This window comes from Streptomyces sp. NPDC017095 (assembly GCF_044332325.1).
Lineage (GTDB): Bacteria > Actinomycetota > Actinomycetes > Streptomycetales > Streptomycetaceae > Streptomyces.
The window spans coordinates 231,131-247,697 of sequence record NZ_JBIROU010000010.1; the positions used below are offsets into that span (position 1 = coordinate 231,131).

General features: G+C 73.5%; 14 protein-coding genes and 1 riboswitch. Of the genes, 7 read left to right on the forward strand and 7 right to left on the reverse strand.

The genetic code is table 11. The features are described 5' to 3' along the window. Nucleotides 1–466 precede the first annotated feature (466 nt). The 5 genes from ACH4OA_RS21910 to ACH4OA_RS21930 all read left to right on the forward strand — a co-directional run bounded on the left by ACH4OA_RS21910 (nt 467) and on the right by ACH4OA_RS21930 (nt 6,847). Nucleotides 467–1,735: a cytochrome P450 gene (locus ACH4OA_RS21910; protein WP_397970266.1), complete on the forward strand. Its 1,269-nt coding sequence runs from the start codon at nt 467–469 to the stop codon at nt 1,733–1,735. A gap of 60 nt (nt 1,736–1,795) precedes the next feature. Continuing rightward, nucleotides 1,796–2,902 (forward strand): 23S rRNA (adenine(2503)-C(2))-methyltransferase RlmN, encoded by a 1,107-nt coding sequence (gene rlmN / locus ACH4OA_RS21915; RefSeq protein ID WP_397940448.1) that lies wholly within the window; start codon nt 1,796–1,798, stop codon nt 2,900–2,902. A 23-nt stretch (nt 2,903–2,925) separates the two neighbouring features. Continuing rightward, nucleotides 2,926–3,032, forward strand: a riboswitch (TPP riboswitch). 81 nt (nt 3,033–3,113) lie between these two features. After that, on the forward strand, nt 3,114–4,187 hold the full coding sequence (locus ACH4OA_RS21920; RefSeq protein WP_397970269.1) for a thiamine ABC transporter substrate binding subunit: 1,074 nt from the start codon (nt 3,114–3,116) through the stop codon (nt 4,185–4,187). A gap of 38 nt (nt 4,188–4,225) precedes the next feature. Next, nucleotides 4,226–5,827 (forward strand): iron ABC transporter permease, encoded by a 1,602-nt coding sequence (locus tag ACH4OA_RS21925; protein WP_365881504.1) that lies wholly within the window; start codon nt 4,226–4,228, stop codon nt 5,825–5,827. Continuing rightward, nucleotides 5,828–6,847, forward strand: a complete 1,020-nt coding sequence (locus ACH4OA_RS21930) for an ABC transporter ATP-binding protein (RefSeq protein ID WP_397940452.1) — start codon at nt 5,828–5,830, stop codon at nt 6,845–6,847. Nucleotides 6,848–7,113: 266 nt separating this feature from the next. On the opposite strand, the gene ACH4OA_RS21935 is transcribed toward ACH4OA_RS21930, so the two are convergent. The 6 genes from ACH4OA_RS21935 to ACH4OA_RS21960 all read right to left on the reverse strand — a co-directional run bounded on the left by ACH4OA_RS21935 (nt 7,114) and on the right by ACH4OA_RS21960 (nt 12,824). After that, nucleotides 7,114–7,851, reverse strand: a complete 738-nt coding sequence (locus tag ACH4OA_RS21935; RefSeq protein ID WP_397970272.1) for an LAETG motif-containing sortase-dependent surface protein — start codon at nt 7,849–7,851, stop codon at nt 7,114–7,116. A 202-nt stretch (nt 7,852–8,053) separates the two neighbouring features. Continuing rightward, nucleotides 8,054–8,461, reverse strand: a complete 408-nt coding sequence (locus ACH4OA_RS21940) for a VOC family protein (RefSeq protein ID WP_365878678.1) — start codon at nt 8,459–8,461, stop codon at nt 8,054–8,056. A 115-nt stretch (nt 8,462–8,576) separates the two neighbouring features. Then, nucleotides 8,577–9,995 (reverse strand): hypothetical protein, encoded by a 1,419-nt coding sequence (locus tag ACH4OA_RS21945; protein WP_397970275.1) that lies wholly within the window; start codon nt 9,993–9,995, stop codon nt 8,577–8,579. Further along, complete coding sequence (locus ACH4OA_RS21950) at nt 9,977–10,717, reverse strand: ATP-binding cassette domain-containing protein (protein WP_365877873.1); 741 nt, start codon at nt 10,715–10,717, stop codon at nt 9,977–9,979. Before ACH4OA_RS21950 ends, ACH4OA_RS21945 begins: the two co-directional genes overlap by 19 nt. A 201-nt stretch (nt 10,718–10,918) precedes the next feature. Beyond that, nucleotides 10,919–12,283 carry an aspartate aminotransferase family protein gene (locus ACH4OA_RS21955; protein WP_365877875.1) on the reverse strand — a complete coding sequence of 455 codons (1,365 nt, stop codon included), beginning with the start codon at nt 12,281–12,283 and terminating at the stop codon, nt 10,919–10,921. 19 nt (nt 12,284–12,302) lie between these two features. Further along, entirely contained in the window at nt 12,303–12,824 is a 522-nt protein-coding gene (locus ACH4OA_RS21960) for an Lrp/AsnC family transcriptional regulator (protein WP_030785039.1), read from the reverse strand. Nucleotides 12,825–12,995: 171 nt separating this feature from the next. Here ACH4OA_RS21960 and ACH4OA_RS21965 point away from each other — a divergent pair, with 171 nt between their 5' ends. Then, nucleotides 12,996–14,435, forward strand: a complete 1,440-nt coding sequence (locus ACH4OA_RS21965) for a gamma-aminobutyraldehyde dehydrogenase (RefSeq protein ID WP_365877877.1) — start codon at nt 12,996–12,998, stop codon at nt 14,433–14,435. 60 nt (nt 14,436–14,495) lie between these two features. Here the strand turns inward: ACH4OA_RS21965 and ACH4OA_RS21970 are convergent, their stop codons facing one another. After that, nucleotides 14,496–15,500, reverse strand: coding sequence for an aldo/keto reductase (locus ACH4OA_RS21970; protein WP_365877879.1), 1,005 nt, complete (start codon nt 15,498–15,500; stop codon nt 14,496–14,498). Nucleotides 15,501–15,694: 194 nt separating this feature from the next. Here ACH4OA_RS21970 and ACH4OA_RS21975 point away from each other — a divergent pair, with 194 nt between their 5' ends. Continuing rightward, a complete protein-coding gene (locus ACH4OA_RS21975; protein WP_365877881.1) occupies nt 15,695–16,543 on the forward strand; it encodes a helix-turn-helix transcriptional regulator in 849 nt (282 codons plus the stop codon). Nucleotides 16,544–16,567 lie beyond the last annotated feature (24 nt).

Below are 16,567 nucleotides of genomic sequence, written 5' to 3' on the forward strand. Positions count from 1 at the left end.
GGACCCGGCCCCGGCCGCCGACGTGCCCCTGTCGGCGGGCGCCGCTCCCGCCGATGACGCGCCCGCGGCCGTGGACCCGGCCTCCGCCGGTGGTGTGCCCGGGTCCGTGACCCCTGTCTGTGCCGGTGGCCCGCCCTTGGCGGTGAGTCCTGCTCCCGGCGATGGCGCGCCCCCGGCCGCGAACCCGGCCCCGGCCGCCGACGTGCCCCTGACGGTGAGTGCCGCTCCCGGCGGTGACGCGCCCGCGCCCGCGGACCCGGCCCCGGCCGCCGACGTGCCCCTGTGTGCGAACCCGGCCCCCGCCGGTGGTGTGCCCCCGTTGGCGGGCCTCGCTCCCGCCGCCGCCGCGCCCCCGTGTGCGAACCCGACCCCGGGAGCCGACGCACCCCCGCCCCCGAACCCGGCCCCCGCCGCCGACGCGCCCCTGTCGGTGGGCCCCGCTCCCGCCGTCGGCGCGTCCCGGTCCATGAGCCGGGCCCCCGCCGGCAGCCCGCCCCCGCCCGGGAACCCCGGCCCCGCGGCCTGTCCCGTCGCTTCCGCTTCACCCGTGCGGTCCTGGTCCGTCGGTGATCTGCCGGGGCTCGATCCCGATCCGTTTCTGGACGCGTTGCTGCGCGTGGAGCCGGTCAGCCGGATCCGGCTGCCGTACGGCGTGGGCTGGGCCTGGCTGGTCACGCGGTACGACGACGTGCGCCTCGTCACCTCCGACCCGCGCTTCTCCCGGGCCCGGGTCGCCGGCCGCGCGGTCACCAGCATGCGCCCGGCGCCCGTCGCCTCGCAGACGGCCGGCCTGCAGTACACCGACCCGCCCCGGCACACCCTGCTGCGCCGGGTCGTCGCCCGTGCCTTCACCGGGCCGAGCATGCGGCGGCTGCGCCCGCTCGCCGAGCGCCGGGCCGCCGGACTGCTCGACGGCATGGCGCGCGCCGGCGCACCGGCCGACCTCGTGGCCCATCTGCACGGCCCCTTCCCGATCGCCGTGCTCCGCGACTTCCTCGGCGTGGACGAGTGGGACTGGCAGCGGTGGGCCGCGACCGGCGAGGCCCTGCTGTCGGCGGGCGCCGGCTCGGGGGAGCGGGCCCGGGAGGCCGCCCGGGAGACCCGGGCCCGGATCACGGAACTGCTGCGCCGTCGCCGCGAGGAACCCCGCGACGATCTGGCGGGAGTGCTCGCCCGCGCCGCCGCCACCGGCGAGATCACCGACGACGAGGCGGTCTCCCTGGCGATCGCCGTCCAGGTCAGCGGCGGCCACGCGGTCCGTACCAACAGCGCGGCGATGATGTACGCGCTGCTCACCCACCCCGCGCACCTGGACCGGCTGCGCCGCGCACCGGAGCTGCTGCCCCGGGCCGTGGAGGAACTGTTCCGCTACGTCCCGCACCGCAACGGCGTCGGCATCCCCCGGATCGCCACCGAGGACGTCACGATCGGCGGCCGGCTGATCCGCGCCGGCGACGTGGTCTACAACGCCTACGTCGCCGCCAACCGCGACCCCGCGGTGTTCCCCGGCCCCGACACCCTGGACTTCGACCGGGACCACCCCGCCCACCTGGCCTTCGGCCACGGCCCGCACCACTGCCTGGCCGCCGTCATGGCCCGGATGGAGGCCGAGATCATGATCGGCTCGGTGCTCGCCCGCTTCCCCGGCATCCGCCTGGCCGTACCTCCCGAGGACGTGCCCTTCCACCGCCGGGGCCTGCTCCGGGGCCCGGAGTCCCTGCCGGTGAGATGGTGAGGCACGCCTCCCCGACATCTCTCCGGGACACCCGGGTCGATCTGCGACACTGGTAACGCCATGCCTAAGCCCGGAGAACTCACTTTCGTCGCCCCGCGCGGAGCCAAGAAGCCGCCGCGGCATCTCGCCGATCTCACGCCCGCCGAGCGCAAGGACGCGGTGGCCGAGGTCGGGGAGAAGCCGTTCCGCGCCAAGCAGCTCGCGCAGCACTACTTCGCGCGGTACGCGCACGACCCCGAGCAGTGGACCGACATCCCCGCCGGTTCGCGCGCCAAGCTGCAGGAAGCGCTGTTCCCGGAGCTGATGACCGTCGTCCGGCATCTGTCCACCGACCAGGGGACCACGCGCAAGACGCTGTGGCGGCTGTTCGACGGCACCCTGGTGGAGTCCGTGCTGATGCGGTACCCGGACCGGGTGACCATGTGCATCAGCTCGCAGGCCGGCTGCGGGATGAACTGCCCGTTCTGCGCCACCGGCCAGGCGGGTCTCGACCGGAACCTGTCCACCGCCGAGATCGTCCACCAGATCGTGGACGGCATGCGGGCGCTGCGCGACGGCGAGGTGCCGGGCGGTCCGGCGCGGCTGTCCAACATCGTCTTCATGGGGATGGGCGAGCCGCTCGCCAACTACAAGCGGGTCGTGGGTGCCATCCGGGCGCTCACCGACCCGGCCCCGGACGGGCTCGGCCTCTCCCAGCGCGGGATCACCGTCTCCACCGTGGGCCTGGTGCCGGCCATCCACCGGTTCGCCGACGAGGACTTCAAGTGCCGGCTGGCGATCTCCCTGCACGCCCCCGACGACGAGCTGCGCGACACCCTCGTCCCGGTGAACACCCGCTGGAAGGTCCGCGAGGTGCTGGACGCCGGGTTCGAGTACGCCGCGAAGAGCGGACGCCGGCTGTCGATCGAGTACGCGCTGATCCGCGACATCAACGACCAGGCCTGGCGCGGCGACCGGCTCGGCCGGCTGCTCAAGGGCAGGCCCGTGCACGTCAACCTGATCCCGCTGAACCCGACGCCGGGCTCCCAGTGGACCGCGTCGCGGCCGGCGGACGAGAAGGCGTTCGTGGAGGCCATCGCCGCGCACGGGGTGCCGGTCACCATCCGGGACACCCGCGGTCAGGAGATCGACGGAGCCTGTGGTCAGCTCGCGGCCACCGAACGGTAATCTGACCACGTCCACATATCTTCATATTCCGACAGGGGAGCGCCACAGCGCTGAGAGTGCGGCACCGGGCCGCAGACCCTCTGAACCTCGCCCAGGTCATTCTGGGTAGGAAGTTCGGTCACCACTCAAGCTGTTGCGCCCTGTCCGGGTCTCCGCGGAGCCCCGGACAGGGCCGCGTCTCTTCCTGGCCCACTCCAGGAGGACACTTCACGTGCACACCAAGACCCTCGTGGCCGCGGCGGCCGGTCTCGGCCTGCTGGCCCTCTCCGGGTGCGGGTCGTCGGACACCGGGGACTCCGCCCGCGCCAAGACCGTCACCCTGGTCAGCCACGACTCCTGGGCCGTCTCCAAAAGCGTCGTCAAGGACTTCGAGAAGCGGTCCGGGTACAAGCTGCGGGTCCTCAAGGACGGCGACGCCGGACAGGCCGTCAACAAGGCGATCCTGACCAAGGGCAACCCGCAGGGCGACGTCTTCTTCGGCGTCGACAACACCCTGCTCTCCCGGGCCCTGGACAACGGCCTGTTCCAGCCGTACGAGGCGAAGGGCTCCGCCGCGATCCCGCCCGCGGACCGCGCCGGCCAGGCCGGGCACCGCGTCACGCCCGTCGACACCGGCGACATCTGCGTCAACTACGACAAGGCCTACTTCAGCGAGCACAAGCTGACCCCGCCGCGGACCTTCGCCGACCTCGCCGCGCCCCGGTACAAGGACCTCCTCGTCACCGAGAACGCGGCCACCTCCTCGCCCGGCCTCGGCTTCCTGCTCGGCAGCGCCGCCGCGTTCGGCGACGACGGCTGGGAGGGGTACTGGAAGAAGCTCGAGGCCAACGGCGTCAAGGTCGTCGACGGCTGGGAGCAGGCCTACTACCAGGAGTTCTCCGGTTCCTCCGAGGGCAGGAAGGCCGGCGGCGACCGGCCGCTCGTCGTGTCGTACGCCTCCTCCCCGCCCGCCGAGGTGATCTACGCCAAGAAGCGGCCCGCAACCGCCCCGACCGGCGTGGCGTACGGCACCTGCTTCCGGCAGACCGAGTACGCCGGGCTGCTGGCCGGCGCCCGCAACCCCGAGGGCGGCAAGGCGCTCCTCGACTTCCTGCTCACCAGGCAGTTCCAGGAGGACATGCCGCTGAACATGTTCGTCTACCCGGTGGTGAAGGGCGCGAAGGTGCCGGCCGAGTTCACGCGGTACGGTCCGGCGGCGAAGGACCCGCGGACCCTGGCCCCCGGGAAGATCGCCGCCAACCGCGACCAGTGGGTCAAGTCGTGGACCTCGCTCGTACTGAAGTAGCCCGGACCCGGCGCGGGAGCGCGGCGCGGCTGGGGCTGATGGCCCTGCCCGTCGCGTTCTTCGCCGTGTTCTTCGCCTGGCCGGTCGCCGCGATCGTCGCGCGCGGGCTGAAGACGGACGGCACCTGGCACCTCGGCCGGATCGCGGACGTCGTCACCCAGCCGGACCTGCGGCAGGTGCTGTGGTTCACCACCTGGCAGGCGCTCGCCTCCACCGCGCTCACCCTGCTGCTCGCGCTGCCCGCCGCCTATGTCTTCGCCCGCCTCGACTTCCCCGGCCGGCACCTGCTGCGGGCCGTCGTCACGGTCCCGTTCGTGCTGCCCACCGTCGTCGCCGGCAGCGCCTTCCTGGCGCTGGTCGGCCGGGGCGGCCTGCTGGACGAGCTGTGGGGGGTACGGCTGGACACCACGGTGTGGGCGATCCTGCTGGCCCACGTCTTCTTCAACTACGCGGTCGTCGTCCGCACGGTCGGCGGCCTGTGGGCGCAGCTCGATCCCCGGCAGGAGGAGGCCGCGCGGATGCTGGGCGCCTCCCCGCTGACGGCCTGGCGCAAGGTCACGCTGCCCGCGCTCGGGCCCGCCGTGGCCGCCGCCGCCCTGATGGTGTTCCTGTTCACCTTCACCTCCTTCGGAGTGGTGCAGATCCTCGGCGGTCCCGCCTTCTCCACCATCGAGGTGGAGATCTACCGGCAGACCTCCGAGACCTTCGACCTGGCCACGGCCGCCGTCCTCACCCTGGTGCAGTTCGCCGCCGTCGGCGCGATCCTCGCCGTGCACGCCTGGACGGTACGGCGGCGGGAGAGCGCGCTGCGCCTGGTCGACGCCGCGACGACCGCCCGCCGGCCGCGCGGGACCGGACAGCGCGCGCTGCTCGCCGGCGTCCTGGCCGGCATCGCCCTGCTGCTGGTGCTGCCGCTCGGCGTCCTCGTCCGGCGCTCCCTGGACGCCCCCGGCCTCGGCTACTACCGGGCGCTGACGGATCCCGACGGCGGTACGTTCCTGGTGGCGCCGGTGCACGCGGTGTGGACCTCGCTGGAGTACGCCGCGGCCGCCACCGCCATCGCCATGGTGATCGGCACCCTCGCCGCCGCCGCGCTGGCCCGCCGGGACGCCGGACGGCTGGTGCGGGGCTTCGACGCGCTGCTGATGCTGCCGCTCGGCGTGTCCGCCGTGACCGTCGGCTTCGGCTTCCTGATCGCCCTCGACAAGCCGCCGCTGGACCTGCGCCAGTCCTGGATCCTGGTGCCGCTCGCCCAGGCGCTGGTCGGCGCCCCCTTCGTCGTACGGACCATGCTGCCCGTGCTGCGCGCGGTGGACGTGCGCCTGCGGGAGGCCGCCGCCGTGCTCGGCGCCCCGCCCTGGCGGGTGTGGCGGGAGGTGGACCTGCCGCTGGTGCGGCGGGCGCTGCTGGTCGCGGCCGGTTTCGCGTTCGCCGTGTCGCTGGGGGAGTTCGGGGCGACCGTGTTCATCGCCCGGCCCGACAACCCCACGCTCCCGGTCGCCGTGGCCCGGCTGCTCAGCCGCCCCGGCGATCTCAACTACGGCCAGGCGATGGCCCTTTCGACCATTCTGATGGTGGTGTGCGCCCTCGCGCTGCTGATCCTGGAGCGGCTGCGCACCGACCGGACGGGGGAGTTCTAGATGCTGCTCGGCCTGGATGCCGCGACCGTGCGCTTCGGCGGGCGGGCCGTGCTCGACGCGGTCGGCCTGGAAGTCGCCGCCCACGAGGTGGTGTGCGTGCTCGGGCCCAGCGGCAGCGGCAAGTCCACGCTGCTGCGGACGGTGGCGGGACTGCAACCCCTGGACAGCGGCCGGGTGCTGCTCGACGGCCGGGACCAGACGGGCGTGCCCGCGCACAAGCGCGACGTCGGCCTGATGTTCCAGGACCACCAGTTGTTCCCGCAGCGGGACGTCGGCGCCAACGTGGCCTTCGGGCTGCGCATGCACGGCGTCGCCAAGGGCGAACGGGACGCCGAGGTGGGCCGGTTGCTGGAGCTGGTCGGCCTGCCCGGAGCCGCCCGGCGGGCCGTCGCCTCCCTGTCCGGCGGCGAGCAGCAGCGCGTGGCCCTCGCCCGGGCGCTGGCGCCCCGGCCCCGGCTGCTCATGCTGGACGAGCCCCTCGGTCAGCTCGACCGCTCGCTGCGCGAACGGCTCGTGGTCGAACTGCGGGAACTGTTCGGCCGGCTGGGCACCACCGTGCTCGCCGTCACCCACGACCAGGGTGAGGCGTTCGCGCTGGCCGACCGGGTGGTGGTGATGCGGGACGGGCGGATCGCGCAGTCGGGGTCGCCGGTCGAGGTGTGGCAGCGGCCCGCGGACGCCTTCGTGGCCCGCTTCCTCGGCTTCCAGAACGTGGCACCGGCGACCGTCTCCGGCCCGGCCGCCGACAGCCCCTGGGGCAAGCTGCCCGTGCCGGACGGCTCGGCGCAGGGCAGCCGCACGGTCCTCGTCCGCCCGGCCGGGGTCCGGCTGGTGCCGGCCGGCCGGGGCCTGCCCTGCACGGTGACCGCCCGCACCTTCAAGGGCACCCATGTCGCCGTCCACCTCCAGCCCGCGGACGGACCGCGCCTGGAGGCGGCCTGCTCGCTGCGGGACGCGCCCGGCCCCGGCGCCCGCGTCGGCGTGGAGTTCGACGCGGCCGAGATCGCCGTGCTGGACTGAACGTCCGTCGCTGGGCCTGTCGTTCGGATCACGCCGGGCTCGCGGGCCCGGGCACCGCTCCTCGCCGCTTCGGCGGTGAAGGAGCCGCGCGGGCCCGGCCGTCCGGTCCCTCCGCACGCGTGCGGAGGGACCGGACCCGCTCACCTCAAAGCTGCTCGCCCTCCACCGCCGCTGCCGCTGGACGGTCCCGGCCCGGAGGTGCCGGACGACCGGGAGCTGCCGGGGTTCCGGCCGGAGCGGGCCGCGTTCGCCCGACGCGTCCGGGCTCAGCCGTTGCGGCCGGTGCCGCGGCGGCGCATCCCGAACCAGACCGCGCCGCCGCCGACGACGACCAGGGCCGCCGCGAGGCCGGCGATCAGACCGGTGTGCGAGTTCGCGCCGGTCTCGGCGAGGTCGGCGTCACCGGCCGCCGGGGAGGGCGCGTTCTCCGAGGTGCCCGCCGGGACGGAGCCGGAGCCGGACCCGGAGGCCGACGGGGCGGGCGGGGCGGGCTGCGCCGGGGCGGACGCGGTGGTGGCCGGGGAGGCGGCGGGCGCGGAGGCGGACGCGGACGCGGACGCGGTCAGCGTGGCGCTGAGCGTGGGCACCGGCACCGGACTCTGGTCCGCAGCCGCGCACGCGGTGGCCGGCGTCACCAGGTCGGGCGCGACGTCCTGGTCGACCCGCCGGCCGGCCGTGACATGGATCCGGTAGGTCGCGCTCGGCTTCCAGTCCTCCGCGAAGGTGATCCGGGTGCCCTGCTTCGACCCCGTGACCGGCTGCTCGCCGACCTTCGTCTCGACGCCGCCGGCGCCCTTGAGGAAGACGCTGACGGTGGCGTCGGCGGCGGAGGCGTCCGTGTCGGTGACGACGATGACGCCCTGGGTGCCGTCGCACTTGGCTTCGGCGGAGAAGTCCTCGATGGTGCACGCGAGGGCGGAGCCGGTCAGGCCGAGTATCAGAGCGGCCGACCCGGAGGCGACACCCAGGACACTCGCGGAACGGCGGACGCTACGGCGAGTCATGGACAACGTTTGTCCTTTACAGAGCGCAATTGCGGGGGGTGGAGGGGGAGTCGGGACGGCGACCAGGCGCGGCCCCGGCGCCCCCGGGAGCTCACAGGTTTATAAGCGTCCCGGCGGCAGTGTCAACGCGGGGGCGGACGGCGGCTGTTGGCTTTGCCCGCTTATTAACCGCCCCCGCGTTTGCGTCCCTCCGGAGCCCCGGTCAGCCCTGCACCGCGGCCGGGTCCATCCAGACGATCTCCCAGGTGTGGCCGTCGAGGTCGTCGAAGGAGCGGCCGTACATGAAACCGTGGTCCTGGGTCTCGCCGCTCGCCGTGCCGCCGGCCGCGATCGCCTTGTCGACCAGCTCGTCCACCTTCTCCCGGCTCTCGGCGCTCAGTGCGATCAGCACCTCGCTGGTCTTCGTCGCGTCGGTGATCTCCTTCTTGGTGAAGGTCGCGTAGAACGGCTTGGTCAGCAGCATGGCGACGATGGTGTCGCTGATCACCACGGAGGCCGCGTTGTCGTCGCTGAACTGCGGGTTGATCGTGTAGCCGAGCTCCGTGAAGAACTTCTTGGCGGCGTCGAGGTCGTTCACGGGCAGGTTCACGAAGATCATCTGCTGGTACATGCGGGTTCTCCCGTCGGGTCGTGCGCGGTGCGTCGTGTTCGAGGGGTAGACGGGCGGACCGCCCCGGACTCATCGCTCCCCGGCGATCTTTCTTCCATCTTTTCCGAGTCGCTCCTCAGCGGCTCAGCGGCAGTGCCGACAGCGCGGCGATCACCAGGACGAGCGGGCCGAACAGGGCCACCAGGGCGACCGCGCGGAGGGCGGCGGCCCCGCGCAGCAGGACGGGGGGCGCGCCGAGGCGGAGCAGCGCGGCGGTGGTGCCGGCGCGGCACTGGCGGGTCTCCACGGCGGCGGTGAGCAGCGTGGCGAGCGTGGAGCCGGCGACGACCAGGGCGCCGAGCGCGGACAACGGGTCGTGGCCGGGGGCGGCGGAGCCGTGCACGATGGTCAAGGCGCAGCCGGCGGACGCCACCGCGCAGACCACGCCGAGCGGGCGCCCGATCCGGGCGGCCTCCGTCATCAGGACCCGGCCCGCGAGCAGCCGCAGCACACCGGGCCGGCAGGCCTGGAGCAGCCGGCCGCACCCGTGGGTGAGACCCGGCCCGGCCAGGACCAGACCGGTGCCGCCGAGGAGCCAGCCGAGGAGTACGGCGAGGGCGGGGGCCGGGGCGGACCGGCCGGCGTACGCCTGCGCGGCGAGCCCGGCGGTGACGAGGGCGACGCCCCAGGGCAGGCCGGCCGGGTCGGTGTCCGCGACGCCCGGCAGGGCCGAAGTGCCGTCTTCCGCCGTGCCGGAGGCCGTACCGGGGGCCGTCCCGGCGGCGGCCCGCCCGGGACGGCCCGCCGGCGCGGTGCCCGGGGACGGCGGCTCGGCCGGGGCGTGCACGGCCGCCGCCGGCCGGAGATCGGCGGCGGCCCCGGAAGCCTGCGCACCACGGGCGGGCCCCGCGGCGCCCGCGGCCACCGGGGTCCCGCCGCGCCGGCGCGCGCCGAAGCGGCCGTACGCCCCGAACGTGTCCCGGCGCGGCGAGGTGCCGTACGTCCCGAAGCGGCCGAACGTCCGGGGGGTCCGGCGTGCCGGGCGGGGGTCCTTCGGGCGCAGGGCCACGGCCGCCGTCGCGGCCGCCGCCGCCGGGACCACGGCGAGCAGGGTCAGGGCCGCCGGCACCGGCAGCGGCTGGTCCGCGGCGAGGAAGTCCGCCGCGCCGTCGAACGGTCCGCCCGGCAGGTCGCCGCGCAGCCGCAGGAAGGCCAGCAGGGCCAGCAGCGCGCCCAGGGCGCAGGACAGGGCCGTCGTCAGCGCGGACAGGGCCATCAGCCGGGCCGGACCGAGTCCTACGGCGGACAGCCCGGGGCGCGGCCGGGTGCCGGGGTCGGTGCGGGCGACCGCCAGCGCCAGGTACACCGTGGCGGCGAGCGGTACCGCGCACCAGGCCAGGCGCAGCGCGGCGGCGTCCGCCGCCTCCGGGTGGTGCAGGCCGTAGCCGAGGCTGGACAGCAGCAGGAAGGCGGTGCCCGCCGAGGCGGCGGAGACCAGCAGCCGGCGCAGATGGACGGCGGGCCGGGCGGCGCGGATCAGACGGAGAGCGAGCACGCGGCCCGGCCTTCCGCGTCCGGGGCGTCCGGCAGGTGCACGGTGTGCACGCGGCGCCCGTCGAGCAGGGCCACCGTGCGGTCGGCGAGGGCGGCGGTGTCCGGGTCGTGCGTGGCGAGGACGACCGTGATCCCGTGGGAGCGGGCGGCCGAGGTCAGGGTGCGCAGCACATGGGTGCGGTCGGCCCGGTGCAGCGGCGCGGTGGGCTCGTCGGCGAAGAGCACCGCGGGTCCCGGCGCGAGCGCGCGGGCGATGGCGACGCGCTGGCGTTCGGCGTGCCGGAGCGCGTGCGGCCGGCAGCGGGCCCGGTCGCCGACGTCGAGGCGCTCCAGCCACTCCAGCGCGGCCGCCTTGGCCCGGCGGCGGCCGGTGCCGCGCAGCATCAGCGGCAGCGCGGCGTTCTCCCAGACGTTCAGCTCGGGCACGAGGACCGGTTCGGGGTCGATCCAGCCGAAGCGGTCCCGGCGCAGCCGCTCGCGGGCCACCGGGCCGAGCGTGTGCACGGGCGAGCTGTTGTACCACACCTCGCCGTCGCCCGCCGGCACCAGGCCGGACAGGCAGCGCAGCAGGGTCGTCTTGCCGCTGCCGCGCGGTCCGCTGACGGCGAGGATCTCGCCCTCCCGCACGCCGAGCGAGACCCCGGCGAGGCCGGGGGAGCCGTCGCGGTGCGTGTAGTGCAGGGAGCGTGCCCAGAGCACGTCGTTGTCCGGCGGGGCCTCCATGGGCGTACACCTCGGTTCGGATCCGTTGTCCCGGTCTGCCGTCCCCCAAACGGGCCATTCGGGGGAACGAGGGCCGGGCTGATCGGTCACTGGCACGCTAGGCAGGTCCCCGGCGGGAGCCCGGACAGCACGCGGCCCCGGGCCGCCGTTCTCACTCGAACGGACGGCGCCGGGGCCGCGTGCTGTCATCCGGTCGGATGATCAGAGCTTGGTCCACGCCTCCGTGAGGGTGGCCCGCAGGATCTGCTCGATCTCGTCGAAGGTCTCCTGGTTGGAGATCAGCGGCGGGGCGAGCTGGATGACCGGGTCGCCGCGGTCGTCGGCACGGCAGTACAGACCGTTGTCGAACAGCGCCTTGGAGAGGAAGCCGTACAGGACGCGCTCGGTCTCCTCGTCGTTGAAGGACTCCTTGGTGTGCTTGTCCTTCACCAGCTCGATGCCGTAGAAGAAGCCGTTGCCGCGGACGTCGCCGACGATCGGCAGGTCGTGCAGCTTCTGCAGGGTCTGCAGGAAGGCGCCCTCGTTGTCCAGCACGTGCTGGGTGAGGTTCTCGCGCTCGAACAGGTCGAGGTTGGCGAGGCCGACCGCCGCGGAGACCGGGTGGCCGCCGAAGGTGTAGCCGTGCAGGAAGGTGTTGTCGCCCTTGTAGAACGGCTCGGCGAGCCGGTCGGAGACGATGCAGGCGCCGATCGGGGAGTAGCCCGAGGTCATGCCCTTGGCGCAGGTGATCATGTCCGGGACGTAGCCGAACTTGTCGCAGGCGAACATCGTGCCGAGGCGGCCGAAGGCGCAGATGACCTCGTCCGAGACGAGCAGGACGTCGTACTGGTCGCAGATCTCGCGGACCCGCTGGAAGTACCCGGGCGGCGGCGGGAAGCAGCCGCCGGCGTTCTGCACCGGCTCCAGGAAGACCGCGGCGACGGTCTCCGGGCCCTCGAAGAGGATCTGCTGCTCGATCTGGTCGGCGGCCCAGCGGCCGAAGGCCTCCGGGTCGTCGCCGTGGATCGGGGCGCGGTAGATGTTGGTGTTCGGCACCTTGTGGGCGCCCGGCACCAGCGGCTCGAAGGGGGCCTTCAGGGCCGGCAGGCCGGTGATGGACAGGGCGCCCTGCGGCGTGCCGTGGTAGGCGACGGCGCGGGAGATGACCTTGTACTTGGTCGGCTTGCCCTGGAGCTTGAAGTACTGCTTGGCCAGCTTCCAGGCGGTCTCGACGGCCTCGCCGCCGCCGGTGGTGAAGAAGACCTTGTTCAGGTCGCCGGGCGCGTGGTGGGCCAGGCGCTCGGCCAGCTCGACGGCCTTCGGGTGGGCGTAGGACCACACCGGGAAGAAGGCCAGTTCCTGGGCCTGCTTGAAGGCGGTCTCGGCGAGTTCCGTGCGGCCGTGACCGGCCTGGACCACGAACAGACCCGCGAGACCGTCCAGGTAGCGCCGGCCCTTGTCGTCGTAGATGTAGGTGCCCTCACCCCGGACGATCGTCGGGACGGGGGAGTTCTCGTACGAGGACATGCGGGTGAAGTGCATCCACAGGTGGTCGTACGCGGTACGGCTGAGGTCCTTGCTGCTCACGGTTATCGGGTCCTCACGGTTATCGGGTTCCCCACATGTAGGTCTGCTTCTTGAGCTTCAGGTAGACGAAGCTCTCGGTGGAGCGCACCCCGGGCAGCGCCCGGATGCGTTTGTTGATGACGTCCAGCAGGTGGTCGTCGTCCTCGCAGACGATCTCGGCGAGGATGTCGAACGAGCCCGCGGTCATCACCACGTACTCGACTTCCGACATGTCAGTCAGCGCGTCCGCGATCGACTCGACATCGCCCTCGACGTTGATCCCGACCATCGCCTGCCGGCGGAAGCCCACGGTGAGCGGGTCCGTGACGGCGACGATCTGCATCACGCCCTGGTCCAGCAGCTTCTGCACGCGCTGGCGCACGGCGGCCTCGGAGAGGCCGACGGCCTTGCCGATCGCCGCGTACGGCCGGCGGCCGTCCTCCTGGAGCTGCTGGATGATGGCGAGGGAGACGGCGTCCAGCTGGGGACTGTTGCCGTTCCTTGACTCGCGGGACGAGTCCCTCTGGTCTGCGCTTCGACTGGCCACGACCTCACTGTGCACGAGGTCTCGACAGTTTTGCAACCCTGGATCGATGAAATCCGTTGTTTCAGAGTCTTGACCGTGCGGATTTCGCAGAACGGATGGCGCTGGGGGTGTTGAAAACGTCGCCTCGCCGATTAGGGTGGGTGTCTCAGCGTGTGGACAGCACAGAACCAGATCAGGAGGCCGGCAGTGAGCACCGAGCTGCGTCGTCTGCGCAACTACATCGACGGTGAGTTCCGGGACGCCGCCGACGGACGGACCACCGAGGTGGTCAACCCCGCGACGGGCGAGGCGTACGCGACCGCGCCGCTGTCCGGGCAGGCGGACGTCGACGCCGCCATGGAGGCCGCCGCGCGCGCCTTCCCGGCCTGGCGCGACACCACGCCCGCCGAGCGGCAGAAGGCCCTCCTGAAGATCGCCGACGCGTTCGAGGAGCGTGCCGAGGAGCTGATCGCGGCCGAGGTGGAGAACACGGGCAAGCCGGTCGGGCTGACCCGCTCCGAGGAGATCCCGCCGATGGTCGACCAGATCCGCTTCTTCGCGGGCGCGGCCCGGCTGCTGGAGGGCCGCTCGGCCGGCGAGTACATGGAGGGGATGACCTCGATCATCCGCCGTGAGCCGGTCGGCGTCTGCGCCCAGGTCGCGCCGTGGAACTACCCGATGATGATGGCCGTGTGGAAGTTCGCCCCGGCGCTCGCCGCCGGCAACACGGTCGTCCTGAAGCCGTCGGACACCACTCCCGCCTCCACGGTCCTGATCGCCGACATCGTCGGCTCGATCCTGCCCAAGGGCGTCTTCAACGTCATCTGCGGCGACCGCGAGACGGGCCGCACGATGGTGGAGCACCCGGTGCCCGCCATGGCGTCGATCACCGGCTCCGTGCGCGCCGGCATGTCCGTCGCCGAGTCGGCGTCGAAGGACGTCAAGCGGGTGCACCTGGAGCTGGGCGGCAAGGCCCCCGTCGTCGTCTTCGAGGACACCGACATCGCCAAGGCCGTCGAGGACATCTCCCTCGCCGGCTTCTTCAACGCCGGCCAGGACTGCACGGCCGCGACCCGCGTCCTGGTCCACGAGTCCATCCACGACGAGTTCGTGGCCGCGCTCGCCAAGGCCGCGGCCGAGACCAAGACCGGGCAGCCGGACGACGACGACGTGCTCTTCGGCCCGCTGAACAACGCCAACCAGCTCCGCCAGGTGGCCGGCTTCATCGACCGCCTGCCCGCCCACGCCAAGGTCGAGGCGGGCGGCCAGCGGGTCGGCGACAAGGGCTTCTTCTACGCCCCGACCGTCGTCTCCGGCCTGAAGCAGGACGACGAGATCGTGCAGAACGAGGTCTTCGGCCCGGTCATCACCGTCCAGCCCTTCACCGACGAGGACCAGGCCGTCGAGTACGCCAACGGCGTCGAGTACGCCCTCGCGTCCTCGGTGTGGACCAAGGACCACGCCCGCGCGATGCGCATGTCCAAGAAGCTGGACTTCGGCTGCGTGTGGATCAACACCCACATCCCGCTCGTCGCCGAGATGCCGCACGGCGGCTTCAAGAAGTCCGGCTACGGCAAGGACCTGTCGGCGTACGGCTTCGAGGACTACACCCGCATCAAGCACGTGATGACGTCCCTGGACGCGTGACGCACCGCGAACGGCGGCGCGGCCCCGGCGGGTTCACCACCCGTCCGGGGCCGCGCCGTGTCACTCCCCGGCGAGGAACTCCCGCTCCGCCGCCGTGAGACGCAGGCTCGCCGCCTGCTCCCAGTCCGCCGTCTGCTCCGGACCGCGGGCGCCCACGATCGCGCCCGTCACGCCCTCGCGGCCCAGCACCCAGGCGATCGCCACCGCCCCCGCCGTCGTACCGTGCGCCCGCGCGACCGTCCTCAGCCGGTCCACCGTACGGAGGTGGCCGTCCAGGTGCGTGGTGAAGTCCGGGTGGGTGCGGCGCCAGTCGGCGGGGTCCAGCGCGTCGAGCCGCTGCCGCGTGAACGCCCCGGTGAGCAGGCCCGAGTGGAGCGGCTGGTAGGCGATCACTCCGGTGCCGTGGCCGGCGGCCCAGTCGATCTCCGGTTCGGCCGTGCGGTTCAGGAGGGACAGCGGGGGCTGGATCGCGTCGACCCCGGCGATCCGGCGCGCGCGCTCCAGCAGCTCGGGCCCGTGGTTGGACAGGCCGATCGCCCGCACCTTGCCCGCTGCCTTCAGCTCGGCCATCACCTCCCAGTACTCCTCCAGGCCGGTGGCCACCGCGTCCGCGGGCGGTTCGGTGCCGTCCCAGTCCAGGGCCGCGCCGGTGTCCGGCCAGTGCACCTGGTACAGGTCGATCACCTCCACGCCGAGCCGGCGCAGCGAGTCCTCGACCTCGCGCCGCACGCTGTCCGGCCGCATGATCCGCCGGGGCGCCGCCGCCGGGTTCTCCGGGTCCCACACCAGACCCGCCTTGGTGAACACATACGGCCGGTCGGCCGCCGGCAGCGCCGCCAGCGCCTTGCCGACCACCTCCTCGGAGTGCCCGAGCCCGTACACGGCGGCCGTGTCGATCCAGTTGACGCCCAGCTCGACCGCCCGGTGCACGGCCGCGACGGACCGGGCGTCGTCCTGCGCGCCCCAGGAGAAGCGCCAGCCGTCGCCGCCGAACGCCCAGGCACCGAGCCCGATCACGGAGATGTCTAGGCCGGAGGAACCGAGAGGGCGGAGGGGGAGAGTCATGTCGTACGTCCTTGGTCTCGTTGGTCTCGTTGGTCTCGTTGGTCTCGTCGGACTCGTTGGTCTCGTCGGTCTCGTCCGTCGATCGCCGACGTCCACCACCCTGCGCGCCCCGCGACCGGTCCCGGCAGGCACGGCTCAGCGGGGGGAAAGACTTGACCACCCTCGGGCGGCGCCGGACCGGGATACTCGAAGGCATGACGGCACCCGGCGAACGACGCACGCAGATCGGCCAGTTCCTCAGGTCCCGGCGGGCCCGGCTCACCCCGGCCGACGTCGGCCTGACCGCGTACGGGCCGCGGCGCGTGCCCGGGCTGCGGCGGGAAGAGCTGGCGCAGCTCGCGGGAGTGAGCGTCGAGTACTACGTACGGCTGGAGCAGGGCCGCAACCCGCATGTGTCGGACGGCGTCCTGGACGCCGTCGGCCGCGCGCTGCGGCTGGACGCGGACGAGCGGGCGTACCTGCGCGCCCTGGCCCGCCCCGACCGGGCCCGCCCGGACGCGGCCCCGGCCACCGGGACGGTACGGCCCGCCCTGCGCCGGCTGGTCGACGCCCAGCCCGGCCCGGCCTACGTCTGCGGCCACCTCACCCAGGTGCTCGCCTGGAACCCGCTCGCCGCCGCCGTCTTCGGCGACTTCGGTGCCGTGCCGGCCGGGCGGCGCACCTTCGCGCACCTGGTCTTCCTCGACGACCGCTACCGCGCGCTGCTCGGCGACAGCCTCCAGGCCAAGGCCGAGGCGACCGTGGCCTTCCTGCGGGTGAGCGTCGGCCGCTACCCCGACGACTCCGCCCTCGCCTCCCTCATCGGCACGCTCGCCATGAAGAGCGCGGAGTTCGCCGCGCTGTGGGCCCGCCAGGACGTCCGCGACAAGGGCCCCGGCCGCTACACCCTGCGCCACCCCCTGGTCGGTCCGCTCGTCCTGGACTTCGAGGTGCTGCACACGCCCGAGCCGGGCCAGGTGCTGGTCACCTATCTGCCCGCACCGGAGACCGGGGCCGGGGAGGCGCTGGGGCTGGTGGGCAGCTGGGGACTGACCGGGGACTGACGGACCCGGTCCGTGCGGTGATCG

Excerpts from the sequence above, each read along its gene's own strand:
- ACH4OA_RS21935 (WP_397970272.1), bottom strand. The coding sequence starts at position 7,851 with ATGACTCGCCGTAGCGTCCGCCGTTCCGCGAGTGTCCTGGGTGTCGCC.
- ACH4OA_RS21970 (WP_365877879.1), bottom strand. The coding sequence starts at position 15,500 with ATGACTCTCCCCCTCCGCCCTCTCGGTTCCTCCGGCCTAGACATCTCC.
- ACH4OA_RS21910 (WP_397970266.1), top strand. The coding sequence starts at position 467 with ATGAGCCGGGCCCCCGCCGGCAGCCCGCCCCCGCCCGGGAACCCCGGC.
- ACH4OA_RS21950 (WP_365877873.1), bottom strand. The coding sequence starts at position 10,717 with ATGGAGGCCCCGCCGGACAACGACGTGCTCTGGGCACGCTCCCTGCAC.
- ACH4OA_RS21925 (WP_365881504.1), top strand. The coding sequence starts at position 4,226 with ATGGCCCTGCCCGTCGCGTTCTTCGCCGTGTTCTTCGCCTGGCCGGTC.
- rlmN (WP_397940448.1), top strand. The coding sequence starts at position 1,796 with ATGCCTAAGCCCGGAGAACTCACTTTCGTCGCCCCGCGCGGAGCCAAG.
- ACH4OA_RS21930 (WP_397940452.1), top strand. The coding sequence starts at position 5,828 with ATGCTGCTCGGCCTGGATGCCGCGACCGTGCGCTTCGGCGGGCGGGCC.
- ACH4OA_RS21975 (WP_365877881.1), top strand. The coding sequence starts at position 15,695 with ATGACGGCACCCGGCGAACGACGCACGCAGATCGGCCAGTTCCTCAGG.
- ACH4OA_RS21940 (WP_365878678.1), bottom strand. The coding sequence starts at position 8,461 with ATGTACCAGCAGATGATCTTCGTGAACCTGCCCGTGAACGACCTCGAC.